General features: G+C 51.4%; 14 protein-coding genes and 1 riboswitch. Of the genes, 9 read left to right on the forward strand and 5 right to left on the reverse strand.

The genetic code is table 11. The features are described 5' to 3' along the window. The first annotated feature begins 67 nt into the window (after nt 1-67). Nucleotides 68-910, forward strand: a complete 843-nt coding sequence (locus RQP18_RS11020; RefSeq protein ID WP_342387730.1) for an HAD family hydrolase — start codon at nt 68-70, stop codon at nt 908-910. Between the two features lie 8 nt (nt 911-918). On the opposite strand, the gene RQP18_RS11025 is transcribed toward RQP18_RS11020, so the two are convergent. Further along, the gene (locus RQP18_RS11025) at nt 919-1,521 is read right to left on the reverse strand and encodes an alpha/beta hydrolase (RefSeq protein WP_342387731.1); all 603 of its coding nucleotides are present in this window, start codon (nt 1,519-1,521) and stop codon (nt 919-921) included. Nucleotides 1,522-1,599: 78 nt separating this feature from the next. Here RQP18_RS11025 and RQP18_RS11030 point away from each other — a divergent pair, with 78 nt between their 5' ends. The 3 genes from RQP18_RS11030 to RQP18_RS11040 all read left to right on the forward strand — a co-directional run bounded on the left by RQP18_RS11030 (nt 1,600) and on the right by RQP18_RS11040 (nt 3,879). Next, nucleotides 1,600-2,526 carry a VOC family protein gene (locus RQP18_RS11030; protein ID WP_342387732.1) on the forward strand — a complete coding sequence of 309 codons (927 nt, stop codon included), beginning with the start codon at nt 1,600-1,602 and terminating at the stop codon, nt 2,524-2,526. 40 nt (nt 2,527-2,566) lie between these two features. Next, complete coding sequence (locus RQP18_RS11035; protein ID WP_342387733.1) at nt 2,567-3,148, forward strand: protein-L-isoaspartate(D-aspartate) O-methyltransferase; 582 nt, start codon at nt 2,567-2,569, stop codon at nt 3,146-3,148. A gap of 74 nt (nt 3,149-3,222) precedes the next feature. After that, nucleotides 3,223-3,879 (forward strand): carboxymuconolactone decarboxylase family protein, encoded by a 657-nt coding sequence (locus RQP18_RS11040; protein WP_342387734.1) that lies wholly within the window; start codon nt 3,223-3,225, stop codon nt 3,877-3,879. A gap of 49 nt (nt 3,880-3,928) precedes the next feature. Here RQP18_RS11040 and RQP18_RS11045 read toward each other — a convergent pair whose 3' ends face one another. The 4 genes from RQP18_RS11045 to RQP18_RS11060 form a co-directional block, all read right to left on the reverse strand. Further along, on the reverse strand, nt 3,929-4,894 hold the full coding sequence (locus RQP18_RS11045) for an ATP-grasp domain-containing protein (protein WP_342387735.1): 966 nt from the start codon (nt 4,892-4,894) through the stop codon (nt 3,929-3,931). Between the two features lie 111 nt (nt 4,895-5,005). Beyond that, nucleotides 5,006-5,110: riboswitch (SAM riboswitch) on the reverse strand. Nucleotides 5,111-5,338: 228 nt separating this feature from the next. After that, complete coding sequence (locus tag RQP18_RS11050; protein WP_342387736.1) at nt 5,339-6,100, reverse strand: hypothetical protein; 762 nt, start codon at nt 6,098-6,100, stop codon at nt 5,339-5,341. A gap of 72 nt (nt 6,101-6,172) precedes the next feature. Further along, a complete protein-coding gene (gene rarD, locus RQP18_RS11055) occupies nt 6,173-7,090 on the reverse strand; it encodes an EamA family transporter RarD (protein ID WP_342387737.1) in 918 nt (305 codons plus the stop codon). Between the two features lie 103 nt (nt 7,091-7,193). Further along, nucleotides 7,194-8,111 (reverse strand): hypothetical protein, encoded by a 918-nt coding sequence (locus RQP18_RS11060; RefSeq protein ID WP_342387738.1) that lies wholly within the window; start codon nt 8,109-8,111, stop codon nt 7,194-7,196. Between the two features lie 171 nt (nt 8,112-8,282). Here RQP18_RS11060 and RQP18_RS11065 point away from each other — a divergent pair, with 171 nt between their 5' ends. The 5 genes from RQP18_RS11065 (at nt 8,283) to RQP18_RS11085 (ending at nt 15,793) form a co-directional block, all read left to right on the forward strand. Next, on the forward strand, nt 8,283-10,064 hold the full coding sequence (locus tag RQP18_RS11065; RefSeq protein ID WP_342387739.1) for a PTS mannitol-specific transporter subunit IIBC: 1,782 nt from the start codon (nt 8,283-8,285) through the stop codon (nt 10,062-10,064). 24 nt (nt 10,065-10,088) lie between these two features. Continuing rightward, the gene (locus RQP18_RS11070; RefSeq protein ID WP_342387740.1) at nt 10,089-12,089 is read left to right on the forward strand and encodes a BglG family transcription antiterminator; all 2,001 of its coding nucleotides are present in this window, start codon (nt 10,089-10,091) and stop codon (nt 12,087-12,089) included. A 16-nt stretch (nt 12,090-12,105) separates the two neighbouring features. Beyond that, nucleotides 12,106-12,531 carry a PTS sugar transporter subunit IIA gene (locus RQP18_RS11075; RefSeq protein WP_342387741.1) on the forward strand — a complete coding sequence of 142 codons (426 nt, stop codon included), beginning with the start codon at nt 12,106-12,108 and terminating at the stop codon, nt 12,529-12,531. Between the two features lies 1 nt (nt 12,532). Then, a complete protein-coding gene (locus RQP18_RS11080; protein ID WP_342387742.1) occupies nt 12,533-13,639 on the forward strand; it encodes a mannitol-1-phosphate 5-dehydrogenase in 1,107 nt (368 codons plus the stop codon). A 159-nt stretch (nt 13,640-13,798) separates the two neighbouring features. After that, nucleotides 13,799-15,793 (forward strand): catalase, encoded by a 1,995-nt coding sequence (locus RQP18_RS11085; RefSeq protein WP_342387743.1) that lies wholly within the window; start codon nt 13,799-13,801, stop codon nt 15,791-15,793. Nucleotides 15,794-15,949 lie beyond the last annotated feature (156 nt).

Below are 15,949 nucleotides of genomic sequence, written 5' to 3' on the forward strand. Positions count from 1 at the left end.
ATATGAATATTTTAACATACGTGAAAACGAATATCAGACCAATAAAAAGATAATGGAGTGAAAGAAGATGAAAGCATTGGCGCTCGACATGGACGGCACCATACTGGATCACAGCGGACAGTTTTCCCTCAACCTGGTGGAGACACTGGCCGAAATAAAAAAAATGGGCATGCATATCTTTTTTGCAACGGGCAGGACCAGCCATGAAATCATCAGCATCACGCCCGAACAATGTCCACTTGATGGCTATGTAGCTGCGAGCGGCATGGGCATCTATGTTGGAGATGAACTCGTCGATGCCGCTTCCTTCGAACCGGGCTTCGTCCAGCAGATGATCGAAGACGCGCGGGAGCGGGAGATATACTATGAAGTACACACGCTTGAAAACTCGAGCCGGACGCTTCTTCAGGACCAGAAATATTCATTTGCCGACATCAGCCGGGACCAGCCCGAAACGATGAAGGATTTCGAATACCGGTTTGCCCAGGATACGATGAACAGCGAAACCCAGTGGGTCGAGGAACTGCCGCTCGACCATGTCGTCAAACTGTTCTTCTTCAGTACGGATATGGAAAAGATAAAAAAATGGTATGACTACCTGAAAGCCCGTCAGGATGATTCCGACTACGCGCTGTATACGACAAGTGTACACAATGCCGAAATCATGCTGAAGGGCCGGGACAAGGCGACCGGAACCGGTACATTGCTCGAACACTTCGGCATCAGCTTCGAGGATGTCCACGTGATCGGTGACTCGATGAACGACCTGCCCCTGTTCGAGAAGGCCGGGCGCAGGACCGCCATGAAAAATGCGACGGAAGCCGTCAAGGCGGCGGCTGATGATATCACCGAATTCACATGTGATGAAGACGGCCTCAAACACTATCTGGAAGAGACGTACTTGAAGTGAACCCTGCCTCACTTCACCCCCAGATACCAGACATGCCCTTCCATCAGCTCTTCCGAGACGATTTCATGCCCGCCATCCGTCAGTTTCACATCCACCGATGCCCCTTTCAGTTCCAGGTGCCGCTTCAGCTGGTATGCTTCTCCCGCTGTAGCGACCATATCCCGGGCTCCGGCTGTCATCAGCACTTTTTTTCCGAGTAGATCCACACTGCCCATCTGTTCGCTTTTGTATGCCCCATGCATCAGCATCGCCCCGGCAACCGGGATGGCATGATTGAGCAGCATATGGGCCGCCATATTCGCACCGTTCGAGTAGCCGATATAGACCGCCTTCGAGAGGTCCAGGCCATACTCCCCGGCGAGCTCACGCAATGTCGCGGCCACCTTTTCCCCTTCGCTCCTGAGGCTTTCCTCATCATGTCCCTTTCCATCCCGCTTGAAGAAGCGCACCTGTCCACTGTCCTCGATATCCCCGCGCAATGCCAGGATGTTCGCAGAACCGTCCACCATCGCGGCAACTTCCAGGAGATCCGTCTCCCTGCCGCCACTGCCATGGAAGAGTATCAGCGTATTTTCCCTTTTGTTCTTCGCTTTTATAAATAGATGCTTCACTGTGATGCCCTCCTTTATTAGAGTTTACCCTATTACTATTATATAATAATACCAATAGACTCAGAAGGAGCGATATCCATGACAGTACTCGGCATCCATCACGTCTCTTCCATCACAAGGGAGATCCTCGACAATCATGACTTCTATACGAACATCCTCGGTCTGCGTCTCGTCAAAAAGACTGTGAACCAGGATGATACGAGCATGTATCATCTGTTCTATGGAGACCATGAGGGGACACCCGGTTCCGACATCACATTCTTTGAAATAGTGAACGCACCCAAATTCCAGGCGGGCACCAACAGCATTTCCAGAACCTATTTCCGCGTGCCCTCAAGGGAGGCACTCGAGTTCTTCAGGGACCGTTTCGAGGCACATGGCGTCTATCATGAAGGCATCATTGAGCAGTTCGGCAGGACCCTCATGAAATTCGAAGACCATGAAAAGCAGCGCCTTGCACTGATGATCGATCAGAGCAGTGAACACACCACACCCAATGTGCATCAGGACATCCCCCGGGCGCATGCCATCACATCCATAGGGGCCGTCGAGGTGACCGTCCAGTACGTGAAGCCGATGGTCCAGTTCCTGGAGCTCCTCGGCGGTACCGTGCAGGGTGACTTCAATGACGATGCGACAGAAGCGGAACTCAAGGTCGGTGAAGACAGCGTCTATGTCATCGAACAGCGCAACAGCCAGCTCGAGAAGGAGGGGTATGGAAGCGTCCACCACTTTTCACTGCGTGTCGAAGATGAGGCCGAGCTGCTTGAAATCGAGGAGCGTATCGATGAGGAGAACTGGAAGAATTCCGGCATCGTCGACCGCTATTATTTCAAGGCGCTCTACATCACGACTGTGGGCGGCATTACGGTGGAGGTCTCCACAGACGGTCCCGGCTTCGATATTGATGAACCGGTCGAATCACTGGGAAAAAACCTCTCCCTGCCTCCCGATCTGGAGGAAAACCGCGACCTGATCGAAGCCTATCTGACACCTCTGAGCTGAATAGTTTCCAGGACATCCATCCAAAAGGAAGGTGAATGCCATGAAATACGGCGAAAAAGAGATTACAGCATTTTTCCACGAACTCGACCGGAGCAGGTTCATGGACCGGCATAAGGAGGAAGCTGGAATGGATGTGCCCTTCCCCATCGGGCATGGGCAGACGATATCCCAGCCCTCCCTTGTCCTTGAGATGACCCTCCGCCTCGACCTTGAATCCGACAGCAAGGTGCTGGAGGTCGGCACCGGTTCCGGCTTCCAGACGGCACTTTTGGCAAAATTTGCTGCAAGCGTGTATACGGTCGAAAGAATCAGGGCACTTCATGACAGCTCCAAGGAAAAACTGGCTGCAGAGGGATTCTCCAACATCCATTTCCACTATGGGGATGGCAACCTCGGCTGGGAGGCACACGCGCCATATGACAGGATCATGGTGACTGCCGCCGCCAAGGAAATTCCCCCTGTCCTCGTCAGCCAGCTGGCGCCCGGCGGAAAGATGGTCATCCCCGTCGGTGACACGTTCGACCAGGAACTCAGGCTCGTCGAAAAGGACAAAGATGGCGGAATCAATACTTCCTTCATCGAACATGTAAGGTTCGTCAGGCTCAAAAAAGATAAAGAATAGTCCGTCCCACTTCCCTTGATGTATTTGTTGCTATACTATATAGTGTATAACAATACATACTAGGAGGATATGAAATGACGACAGACGTACTCTACAAACAGTCCTACAAGAACCGCCTCGGTGAAATCAACAAGCTTGCCCCGGAAGCCGCAAAAGCATTCGGACAGTTCGACCAGAAAGCGATGGCGGAAGGCGTACTCCCTGCCAAACTGAAGGAGCTCATCGCTGTGGCAGTGGCCCATGTGACCGGCTGCCCATACTGCATCGATATCCATGTCAAGAACCTGAAGAAGCTCGACGGCTCCAAAGAGGAGATGGCGGAATCCATCATGGTCGCCACTGCCCTCAAGGCAGGCTCAGCATATGCCCACAGCATCAATGCACTGAATGCCTATGATGGAAACGAAGACGACAGCCTCTATGCCAAAGGGGACCTGAAGAACCTCGCACAGCTCAATAAGGTCACACCTGAAATCAACAAGGCATTCCAGCAGTTCGATGCTGCTGCCATGCAGGAAGGCGCGCTCACAGCAAAAGAGAAAGAAATCATCGCTGTCGCCATCGCCCATGTGACCGGCTGCCCATATTGCATCGAAATCCATACGGGAAATGCTAAAAAGATGAATGTCACGAAAGAGGAGATTGCCGAATCCATCTTCGTCGCAACAACATTGAAAGCCGGTTCGGCATATGCCCACGGCATCAATGCACTGAACGCCTATGATGAATAGATGAAAAGAGCCTCATCCATACAATATGGATGAGGTATTTTTATATCATCTATCTATGGCTGCCCGCTTCCTCTTTCCCTACCGTTTCAAGCTCACGGCCAAGGAACTTCGCAAGTTCAAGCATGCCGTATTGGCCGGCTTCGGCTTCTGCATCACTGTTGTAGTTTGTATTCGTGTTGATATCGTAAGTGTAGAGGTTTCCGTCTTCATCCTGGATGAATTCTATGCCTGCAACATTGATGCCGTTGTTTGCGAGCACCTTCTTATAATTTTCAAGGATCGGATGGTGGAAATCCTTGATGATCCTGAATTTCGGGGTGCCTTCTTCCTCCTGCTCCCCTGCCGGACAGAACAGATCCTCTATGGAACACGCATCCGCCGGGCACAGTTCGAATCCTTCGGACGTGTCGACACGGACGGCATAGACGAATTCACCACCGACGAATTCACAGCGCGTAATGGAGGCGTCCGGTGATTTGATGTAGTCCTGGAGCAGTGTCACACCATCCACCGGCTCCTCGAATGCCTCGCTTCCGACATATGCTTCAAGGGCTTCGATGGAATCGAACAGCTGGACACCGAGACCTTTGCCTGCACGGTTATGCTTCGTGATGAAGGATTTCCCCTCAAACCGTTTCGCCGCTTCCAGGATCTGGTCCTTGCCGACAGCAGCCACGGTATTCGGCGTCTTTACGCCATATTTTTCAAGCTCCAGGTATTGGGACACCTTGCTCACTTCCAATTGCAGGGCCCGGCTGCCGTTGATTACCGTACGCCCGTGGTACTCAAGCCACGCAAGGACAGCATTCGTGAGCTCCGGAGAATAACGGTTGCCCCGTGTGTGTGAAGATGCGCTGATCCTGTTGTAGAAGACCCCTTCCGGCGGCTCTGCAGTCAGATCCACCTTGCCCTCTGACAGGAGCCAGTCCTCGTAGGGCAGCCCCAGTTCATCCAATCGCTTGAAAAGGTGATCGGTCCATTCAGGGTTTTCGTGCAGTACATATATTTTAGCCATGCTACATCACTCCTTCAGTATTCATAAAACACAACTTATCTGCGTATGCTGCACCTATAAAGACAGAAGCCCTTTTCGGATAGGAAAAGAGCTTCTGACAATCTATATCTCTTCTCATCTTCCAGGCACAGACCTGATGGAATTGGCACAGTATTCATAAGGAACCCGCTGCCGAAGCTTCGTCGGGCCATCTCCCTCTGCTTCTCTGGATAAGAATCAATTCATATTAAGTTGATAGGTTAAAGAATATTCTATGCCATAATCCATGGATAGTCAATAGGAACAGCCTAAATTCAAAAAGGATGCGGTTAACACGGAAGAGAACACTGCAGCAATCCGCATGGTGCTTGCCCCCTCTCCGGGTGGATAGAGCCCATGAGAAGATATATAACTTCGCAAACAGCAAATATCCTCCAGGACCATGGTCCCGGAGGATATTTTTTATTACTTCACCGCTTCCGGCAGTTCAATTTCACCAACATCATTGAATGACGTGAATTCGACATCGCCTGACAATGCATAATCCCCTTCGGCATCTTCACCTTCGGCATCATAATCGATGGACTGGATGAGCGCGTCTTCCTTACCCACCACAATCTCTACATCATTCTGTATGGCAGAAGTATCGATGGCACCGAATTCCACGGCGAAGAGCGTTTCGAATGTCTTGAACACTTCTTCACTCTCTCCATCAATCGTATAGATGACCTGATCGTCCTCCTCTGTAGATTCCAGTTCGTCCTTGATATCCGCAAACGAGAGGACTGCATTTTCGTACGTCACATGATAGAGCTGCTCGGCACCGACGGAATCAGAAATATCGATCCAATCCGTGCCATTGTTGTAGTACGTCTTTCCATCCTTGGAAATCGTGCGGTCCTCGCCTTCAGATTTCAGATGGAGTGATGGCGGGTCGCCGTCCTTGAACCGTACATCGGCTTCAAGCATTTCCGGCGCTCCGCCATCGACAACCGCCTCAAGATCAAGGACAGCCTGATAGCTCTCAATTTCCCCGGCCTTCTCCACGACTGCAGAAAGTGCTTCATCGTCCGTCTCTATATCAGACAATGAACGCTCCGTCTCGCGCGATTCCTGTGTCGCCTCTTCTGATGTTTCATCTATATTATCCTGCGTTTCCTCCTCCTGGCAGCCGGCCAGAATGGCTGTTGCAGTGAGGGTCGCGAACAGATATTTTGAAACCTTCATATTCCCTTGCTCCTTAGAACGCTGATTTTTCATAAATCATATCATGGATCATTTCAATTCACTAACAATATGCTAGTGGCTGACACGCCGCCTCGGCTTCTTTCCCGATTGCCTGCGCATCTCCTGGATGCGGCTGAAGGTGTAGATGGCAAGGCCACTCCATATCAGGATATAGGCCACTGTATGGATGTCCGTGAATGCTTCGTCATACATGAAGACACCGATCAGCAGCATGATCGTCGGCGCGAAGTACTGAAGGATGCCAATCAGGGACAGGCGGATGCGCTGGGCCCCGAGCGAGAACAGGAGCAGCGGAATGGCTGTAATCACCCCTGTGCCGATCATGACCAGACTGTCTGCATTGATGCCGAAGTTCCCCCCGCCACTGCCTTCAAGGAACAGTATGTATATGAGGGCGAATGGCGCAAGGACAAACGTTTCAACAGCCAGTGCGAATACCGCGTCCATATTGATGACCTTCTTGATCAGACCATAGATACTGAACGACAGCGCCAGGGTAAGAGAAATCCATGGCGCGGAGCCGAGACCCACCGCCAGGTATGTAACACCGAGGAAGACGATGATGATTGCCATCCATTGTGACTTTGAGAACCGTTCTCCAAGGATGACGAAACCGATTAATATGCTGATCAATGGATTGATGTAGTAGCCGAGGCTTGCATCCAGAATATGTCCGTTATTCACCGCGATGATGTACAACAGCCAGTTGGTGGTGATGACAGTCGAAGCGGCGAACAGTGCAACGATTTTCTTCCTGTCGCGGAAGATGAATTTCAGGTCCTTGTAGAACAGGTGCATCCTGTTGGTGACAAGGATGAATACAATCATGAATACGAAGGCCCACAGGACCCTGTGTGCGATTAGTTCATAGGAGGAGATATGTTCAACCTGCTTCCAGTAGATGGGCAGGAACCCCCATATCAGATACGCCCCGAGGGCAAAAATTATACCTTTGCTGTTTTCACTCACGTCTTCACCTCATTTTAAGCATTACAGCAATTTTACTCCTCTCAAATATTATTTCAAGACAAAAAATAAGATTGAAACAGATGTTTCAATCTTGGGCGGGGATTCATGGCTGGTGCATCCGCCGGTATTCCCGGTCGAGTGTATCACGGCTCTTGAAATAGTATGCGGTGATGCTGCCGACCATGAAATACATCACCACGGCATATGCCGCAACCATCAGAAGTGCGCCTGCCACCATGAGTATGGGAAATGCGATTTCATTTACAAAAAGGCCTGCCGGTATCGCTGCCACGATGAATATGAGATAGATGGCGAGGGGAATCATCCAGAGCAGGAAATTGCTGAAGAGCAGTTTCCATATGCGCTCCCCTCCACGGAACATGACCTCCCAAGCCACCTTGAACTTGTCTGTTGTGGGACTGAGCGGCTGGTCGATATAGGCCATGTAGACAAGGAACATATAGATGGCAATCATCAGATAGGGGATGTATGAAATCATCACCACCAGAAAATTGAGCAGGACGAGTCCAATAATCAGACCGATCTGGCCGCCCGACAGGCCGCTCCCCTGCTCAAATGTCTCCGCCAGCGTAATCAGCGGCATATTGACCGCCATCAGGATGAACTGCATGATGAGGCCGAGCACAAAGGAAATTGCGAAATAGGCGGCCAGTACGAGCAGCCCCAGCTTGATCACTTTGCTGTACCTGCCTTTTGTGAACACTTTGAATGCTTCCCTGAAACCGAAGTCACGCCCCAGGCAAGTGCAGGCATAATACCGCATTACACCTACTCCGAACGGATAGAACAGGAAGATTCCGGCAAGAAGGAACAGGAACCCTACTGCGAACACCCATAGCACCGCTACTCCACTGTCGATGAATGAAGCCGGCAATGCCATCACCAGAATGAACAGGACGGCGGCCGCATACATCAGTATGAACGCCAGTACCGTCAACCAGAACGTTTTCATATGGCTGCCGGCGCCATTCCTTTTATATGCTGCCTGATAGTCGAACATGAAACGCCCTCCTTTTTCTTCCAGTATACCACTTGGCTGCCTGTCTTTTAATCCATAACATGTGGTTTGTCACACATTGCGTGACAAACCCGCTTTTTGTTTATATTGTAAGCGCTCACTTTTCGGCTTATATTTAGAGTACATACCAAATATTTATAAGGGGTGACACTTATGTCCGAAGAAAAGAAAGGATTCTCCCGCAAAGTCCAGGCATTCGGCTCGTTCCTGAGCAGCATGATCATGCCGAATATCGCCGCCTTCATCGCCTGGGGACTGATCACAGCACTATTCATTGAAGCCGGATGGCTGCCGAACGAAGAACTTGCCGGCATGGTCGGTCCGATGATCACATACCTCCTGCCACTGCTCATCGCCTATACCGGCGGTAAGCTCGTCCACGACGTCCGGGGTGGGGTCGTCGGCTCCACTGCGACAATGGGGATCATTACAGCATTCCCCGACTCCCCGATGCTCCTCGGTGCCATGATCATGGGACCACTCGGCGGCTACCTGATCAAACAGGTCGACCGTGTGCTTGTACCGCGCATCCGCCAGGGACTTGAGATGCTCGTCAACAACTTCTCTGCCGGCATCCTCGCCTTCCTGCTTGCACTGTTCGGCTTCTATGGTCTCGGCCCTGTCGTTTCCTGGCTGACGAATATGCTCGGAAGGCTCGTCGACATCGTCGTCGAGGCTGGCCTGCTGCCACTGGCGAGCATATTCATCGAGCCCGCCAAAGTCGTATTCCTGAACAATGCCATCAACCATGGTGTGCTGACACCACTGGCCACCGAAGAAGTACAGGAAGCGGGACGCTCCATACTGTTCACGCTCGAATCCAACCCGGGTCCCGGCCTCGGCATCCTCGTCGCCTACATGGTATTCGGCAAGGGGACTGCACGTGCCACTGCACCGGGTGCTGCCATCATCCAGTTCGTCGGTGGTATCCATGAGATCTACTTCCCGTACATCCTCATGAAACCACTGCTCGTCGTCGCCGCAATACTCGGTGGCGCCACAGGCATCTTCACTTTCAGCCTGTTCGGCTTCGGCCTGTCCGGCCCTCCGGCACCAGGCAGCATCATCGCGTACTTCGCCATGACGCCAAGGGGCGAACATCTGATCATGTTCCTCGGCGTATTCGCAGCCGCACTCGTCTCCTTCATCGTGGCTTCACTCATACTGAAATTCACACGCCAGCCTGACGACGACATCGTCGGCGCGACGGAGAAGATGGAAGCGACCAAAGGCAGGAAATCTTCTGTTGCAGGTTCCCTGACACAGGCTGAAGCTGCTGAAACGGAAACTGCAGAAGCTGCGACCTTCGACTACGGCAAAGTGGACAAGATCGTCTTCGCCTGCGATGCCGGCATGGGTTCAAGTGCCATGGGTGCGGGCATGCTGAAGAACAAGTTCAAAAAAGAAGGACTCGACATCGAAGTCACGAACTCCGCCATCAACCAGCTGAAGGGTGACGAGGACATCATCATCACACAGAAGACCTTGACTGAAAGGGCGGAAAGCAAAGTGCCGACTGCCAAGCATATCTCGGTCGACAACTTCCTCAACAGTCCGAAATATGACGAACTGACGGAAGAGCTGAAGCGGGAACAGAAGGGCGTGGCAACAGACGGCCAGGAAGCAGCGGACGCGCCGTTCGACTACAGCACGGTCGACAAGATCGTCTTCGCCTGCGATGCCGGCATGGGTTCAAGTGCCATGGGCGCGGGTATGTTGAAGAACAAGTTCAAAAAAGAAGGGCTTGACATCGATGTCACGAATTCCGCCATCAATCAGCTGAAGGGCGACGAAGACATCATCATCACACAGAAGACGCTGACTGAAAGGGCGGAAAGCAAAGTGCCGACTGCCAAGCATATCTCGGTCGACAACTTCCTCAACAGTCCGAAATATGACGAACTGACGGAAGAGCTCAAGAAACACCAGAAATAGCTATGAATACAAGGAGGTGCCATTATGATCAGTTCTCGGGAGAAAAAAATCATCAACGAGCTCATCTATCATAATGGCACCTTTCTGCTCATCAAGGAATTGGCAGACACGCTGGGCGTTTCCTCAAGGACCATCCACCGGGAACTGAAGAACGTCACCGATACTCTTGGCCAGCTCGGCATAGAGCTGATAAGGGAATACAGGAAAGGCGTAAAGCTCGAACTCGGGCCGGGTGAGATCGACGCACTCACCGCCTTCATCAACACGCATGCAGCCAAGGATTTGAGCAACGAGGAGAAGAAGGTCGCACTCATCTATAATCTGATGCTGAATCCGGAAGGCCTCAAGAAAAGTGCGCTCGCCGTCGAACTCGGGGTCAGCGAGCACAAGGTCGATGAGCTGATTGGGCAGATGACCGCGCCCCTCCAGGCTTCAGACCTTGAAATCAGGAAAACGCGTGCCATCGGCATCCAGCTCGTCGGAGATGGACTGAACAAGCAGAATTTCCTGGCTGACATGATGGTCAATGAACTCAACTCGAACAGCATCTACTCGGTCATAGAGAACAACTTCGTCTTCAGCTCCCTGGTCAACAGCAATATCATGGGGCTGCTTGAAGCCGACAACATCTTCAAAGTGGAACGGCTGCTCATGGATGAACTCGAGGTGCTTCCGTATCAGCTGACTGAAAATGCATATCTGAACCTGACGCTGCATATCGTGCTGGCCATCGACCGCACCGAGCATTCGCAGAACGTATCCGTCAGGGAGTCGCTCAAGGATGAACTGCGGGATACACAGGAATTTGAAGTATCCCTTGCACTCACCAAGAAACTGGAAGCCGAATTTTCGATCACCTTCCCCGAGGAGGAGGTCTACTTCATCTGCATGCATCTTCGGGGCAGCAGAAGAAAGTCACGGGAAGCCGATGATGCGGACTCCATCGAACTGCTGACCAGTGCATTCATCGATGCGGTGAGCCACAGGATGAACTATCCCTTCTATGCCTATCCCGAACTCAAGGAGGGGCTGATACTCCACATCGAGCCGACGCTGCACCGGATGGAATCCGGCATCATCACAGCCAATCCCCTGCTCGATTCGATAAAGGAAAGCTATCCGGCCCTGTTCGAAATCGTCGGTGAGTGCTTCCGGCAGGACTTCAAAGTGGATAAGCTCAACGAATCGGAAATCGGCTTCCTCACCATACACTTTGGGGGCATACTGCATGCCAACCCGAGGATAGAAGTGACGACGGTGTGCTCCAGCGGCATCGGTACAAGCCGGATCCTTGCGAACCAGCTGAAGAGCAGATTCAACAACATGTTCATCCGGCAGGAACTCTCGATATCCGAGATTGCAGATACGGAGATCCATGACGGGGAACTGGTGCTGAGCACAGTGCCGCTCGACCTTGAAAACTATATACTCGTCAGCCCCCTGCTTGATGCAAATGACGAAAAGAAGATTACGGCGGCGATTGCCGACATGGACGCCGCCCCGCTTCCAAAAGCATCAGGGGCCAGCACCACAAGGACGGAGGTCAATCCCGATCGTGTGATACAGGTGTCGGAACTCTATCTCAACCGTTCTGCCCTCACCAGGGAGCAGCACACCGATGCCCTCTCCTCCGTCCGTGACGCCCTGTCGTCGGAAACTGGCATGGCGGGAGAAGACATCGAGCGGATCGTCTCGCAATTGAAGGACCGGTTCGAAGCGACAGGCTTCATCATCGGGGAGGAGGGGTTTTCCTATCCCCACATCAGGTCCCCGCTCATCAAGCACCACAGAATGGTTTTCATCCATAACCATGGAGGTATAGGGGATAGGAACTACCTTGGGGAAAATGTGACGGTCAACCACCAGATCATGCTCCTTGTCCCGGAAGATACGCTGGCAGCCGAAGCGATCAGCGAACTGAGTATCCTGTTCGGTGAGCATCACATGAACATCCATGAACTGTTCGAAAATCCGCAAAAAATAGAAGAAGCAATCAAGAACCACCTACGGACAATCTATAAATAGAAAGGAAATGATCATTATGTTGAAGAAGGAAAATATCCTGATGGACCAGACAGTGAACTCGAAGGAGGAGGCAATTGAAATGGCAGGCAGACTGCTCGTACAGCAGGGTGCTGTGGAGGAAGCCTATATCGACTCCATGCTGGAGCGGGAAAAGGTCGTCTCCACCTTCATGGGAAATGGGCTGGCAATCCCCCATGGTACAGATGAAGGGAAGACATCCGTCATCGAGAGCGGCCTTTCCCTTGTGCAGGTGCCGGCCGGTGTCGACTTTGACGGAAATGAAGCCAAAGTCGTCCTTGGAATTGCCGGTAAGGACAACGAGCATCTTGATATGCTCCAAAAAATAGCAGTGCTCTTCTCGGAAGAGGAAAATGCTGAACAGGTCATCAATGCATCTTCTGCCGATGAAATCATCGCGCTCTTTGAAAATGAGGAGATATGATATGAAGGCCGTACATTTTGGTGCCGGAAACATCGGTCGTGGGTTCATCGGCAAAGTACTGCATGATAACGGATATGAAATCACATTTGCAGACGTCAATGACGAAATCATAGACGCTCTGAACCGGGAGCATAAATATACTGTGCATATCGCCGAGGAGAATGGCGCCGCCTATAAGATCAGTGGAGTGAAAGGTGTCCATACCGCACAGGATACGGAGCAGCTGGCGGAAGCCATAGCGGAAACGGATATCATCACGACAGCAGTCGGAGTCAACATTCTGCCGATCATCGCAAAAACCATTGCCCCACACCTGGAACAGCGCGGGGGAGGCAAGCCTCTGAACATCATCGCCTGTGAAAATGCCGTCCTTGCTACAGATACGCTGAAAGCGGCAATCGCTTCCGAGATCGGCACGCATGCGTTCAGCAATATCGGCTTTCCGAATTCTGCAGTGGACCGCATTGTGCCGATCCAGAAGAATGAAAATATCCTTGATGTGAAAGTCGAGTCTTTCTACGAATGGGTCATCGAAGCGGACAGCTGGGCAGGTGATGACAAACTCGATGGCGTGAACTATGTACCCGATCTCATGCCCTATATCGAAAGGAAGCTGTTCACCGTAAATACTGGCCACGCCGCCATCGCATACTACGGAAAGACACTCGGCTACAGGAGTGTCTCGGAAGCCATGAAGGACGATGAAGTCGTCGTCTTCCTGAGAAATGTGCTCAAGGAGACGACCCTCTACCTCACGCATAACTACGACTTCACGGAAGTGGAACAGTCCGAATATATCGATAAGATCATCGGCAGATTCGAAAACCCATACCTCTCCGATGACCTCGACCGTGTCGGACGGGGAGTGCTCAGAAAACTCGGCCCGAACGACCGGATCATCAAACCGCTCGTGTACCTGCATGAAAACGGCCATGACCACGATGCATTGTCGGAACTGGTCGTGCATGCCCTGAAATTCGACAACCAGGACGACCCCGAACAGATGGAGATGAACCAGATCGTCTCGGAGAAGGGTGTCTCCCATTTCCTCTCCACACACAGTGGCCTGGAAAAAGGGTTGCTGGAAGAGATTAAAGCGAAAATCTGACTTGAATGCCCCGGCTCACGCTTGAGCCGGGGCATTTTCACGTCCAATACATGCAGTTCATGCGAAAAAATACACTGAATTTTTCAGTATCTATGTTAATCGTAAAAGAAACCCGGGTAAACTTCCTATAGAGCCTAAAATATTCAGGAGGGATTTTTAATGTCCAGGAAAAAGGATGAACTGAATCAGAGGGACACGATTGACAATACGAAGGAAGCTTCACTGACCACGAACCAGGGGCTGCCGATGAGCGAAGATGAATTCTCACTCAAGGCGGGAGAACGCGGCCCCACCCTGATGGAGGACTTCCACTTCCGTGAAAAGATGACCCACTTCGACCATGAGCGGATTCCCGAGCGCATCGTCCATGCCCGTGGATTTGCGGTACATGGCGAATTTGAAGTATATGAATCACTGGAAAAATATACGCGGGCCAAATTCCTTACCGAACCTGGCAAGAAGACGCCGGTCTTCACCCGCTTCTCCACAGTGGCCGGTAACCGCGGATCAATGGATATTCCGCGTGATGTACGCGGTTTTGCGACGAAATTCTATACCGACGAAGGCAATTTCGACCTTGTAGCCAATAATATGCCGGTATTCTTCATGCAGGATGCAATTAAGTTCCCTGACTTCGTCCACGCTGTAAAACCTGAACCACATAATGAAATCCCCCAGGCGGCTTCGGCCCACAATACATTCTGGGACTGGGTATCCGAAAATACCGAAAGTGCCCATATGGTCATGTGGCTGATGAGTGACCGTGCCCTCCCGAGAAGTCTCACAATGATGGAAGGATTCGGTGTCCATACGTTCAGACTCGTTAATGCAGAAGGCAGGAGCCATTTCGTCAAATTCCACTGGAAGCCGAAATTCGGCACCCACCAGGTACTGTGGGATGAGGCACAGATGATCAACGGCAAGAACATAGACTTCAACCGTATGGAGCTGTGGCAGAATATCGAAAAAGGCATCCCTGCTGAATTCGAACTGGGTCTACAGGTCATCCCGGAAGAAGATGAATTCGAGATGGAATTCGATATCCTGGATCCAACCAAGCTCTGGCCGGAAGAGGAAGTGCCTGTACAGATTGTCGGCAAACTGACATTGAACCAGAATGTGGACAACTACTTCGCAGAGACGGAGCAGGTCGCATTCCACCCTGGACATGTCGTTCCGGGCATCGACTTCACCAATGACCCATTGCTCCAGGGCAGACTGTTCTCCTACACGGATACACAGCTGATCCGTCTCGGCGGCCCGAACTTCCACCAGATTCCGATCAACCGTCCGGTGTGTCCGTTCGCCAACAACCAGCGTGACGGCTATAACCAGATGTACATCCATAAAGGTAAAACCTCATACCATAAGAATGCCATAAACAACAATCAGCCTGAACCATTGGCTGCTGAAAAAGGCGGATATGAGCATTACAGCGAAAAGGTCGAAGGCAGGAAGGTCCGTGCCAGAAGCGAAAGCTTTACAGACCACTTCAGCCAGGCCAAGCTCTTCCTGAACTCCATGTCAGAGACTGAAAGACAGCATATATATGATGCACTCAGTTTCGAACTGGGCAAATGCGACATGGAAATCCGGGAGAACGCCATCTATAAACTGCTGAACAAGATCGACCGTGACATGACGGAATATGTGGCAGACAGAGTGGGTGTGGAAGCACCACCGGAAGTGGAGGAATCCACCTACTCCAAACGCTCTCCTGCACTCAGCATGGAAAACACCGACTTCTCCCTTGAAACGCGCACAGTCGGTGTAATGCTGACACCGGATGTCGCAGAACAGACGCTGAAGGAGACCAAGTCCAAGCTTGAAGAACAGGGACTGCAGGTCACTTTCATATCCGATAAGATATACAAGATCGGAGACATCACCCTGGATGAGACATTCGACACTGTACACTGTGTACTTTTCGATTCAATAATCATATTGAAAGGTGAGGAAAAACCGCCTGCACCGGTCATCGAGAACCTGGAGATCGCATATAAGCATAAAAAGGCGATCGGCTATGGCATAGACTCCGGGGATATCTTTGATATGCTCTCCTTCACCAAAAACGACAAAGGCGTCGCAGATATCGAACAGGACCTTGATGACTTCCTCGAAGCCGTCAAAGGCCACAGGGTCTGGAACAGATAGTTTCCATGAACATCCCCCTCCTATCCAGGAGGGGGTTTTTATTTATGGACATGCCGATCATCATCCTCTGTGCTTCTTTGAAAAAGTGTCACATATTATCTTTTGACCGCCCCTCTCCTGCGTGATAGAATATGAAATGTTTCAATTAGTTGAGCA

The sequence above is a fragment of the Salinicoccus sp. Bachu38 genome (assembly GCF_038561955.2).
Lineage (GTDB): Bacteria > Bacillota > Bacilli > Staphylococcales > Salinicoccaceae > Salinicoccus > Salinicoccus bachuensis.

What these genes read in the sequence shown, in the direction of transcription:
- RQP18_RS11035 (WP_342387733.1), top strand. Translation starts at nt 2,567, where the DNA reads ATGAAATACGGCGAAAAAGAGATTACAGCATTTTTCCACGAACTCGAC.
- RQP18_RS11040 (WP_342387734.1), top strand. Translation starts at nt 3,223, where the DNA reads ATGACGACAGACGTACTCTACAAACAGTCCTACAAGAACCGCCTCGGT.
- RQP18_RS11020 (WP_342387730.1), top strand. Translation starts at nt 68, where the DNA reads ATGAAAGCATTGGCGCTCGACATGGACGGCACCATACTGGATCACAGC.
- RQP18_RS11085 (WP_342387743.1), top strand. Translation starts at nt 13,799, where the DNA reads ATGTCCAGGAAAAAGGATGAACTGAATCAGAGGGACACGATTGACAAT.
- RQP18_RS11080 (WP_342387742.1), top strand. Translation starts at nt 12,533, where the DNA reads ATGAAGGCCGTACATTTTGGTGCCGGAAACATCGGTCGTGGGTTCATC.
- RQP18_RS11030 (WP_342387732.1), top strand. Translation starts at nt 1,600, where the DNA reads ATGACAGTACTCGGCATCCATCACGTCTCTTCCATCACAAGGGAGATC.
- RQP18_RS11065 (WP_342387739.1), top strand. Translation starts at nt 8,283, where the DNA reads ATGTCCGAAGAAAAGAAAGGATTCTCCCGCAAAGTCCAGGCATTCGGC.
- RQP18_RS11060 (WP_342387738.1), bottom strand. Translation starts at nt 8,111, where the DNA reads ATGTTCGACTATCAGGCAGCATATAAAAGGAATGGCGCCGGCAGCCAT.
- RQP18_RS11070 (WP_342387740.1), top strand. Translation starts at nt 10,089, where the DNA reads ATGATCAGTTCTCGGGAGAAAAAAATCATCAACGAGCTCATCTATCAT.
- RQP18_RS11050 (WP_342387736.1), bottom strand. Translation starts at nt 6,100, where the DNA reads ATGAAGGTTTCAAAATATCTGTTCGCGACCCTCACTGCAACAGCCATT.
- RQP18_RS11075 (WP_342387741.1), top strand. Translation starts at nt 12,106, where the DNA reads ATGTTGAAGAAGGAAAATATCCTGATGGACCAGACAGTGAACTCGAAG.
- RQP18_RS11045 (WP_342387735.1), bottom strand. Translation starts at nt 4,894, where the DNA reads ATGGCTAAAATATATGTACTGCACGAAAACCCTGAATGGACCGATCAC.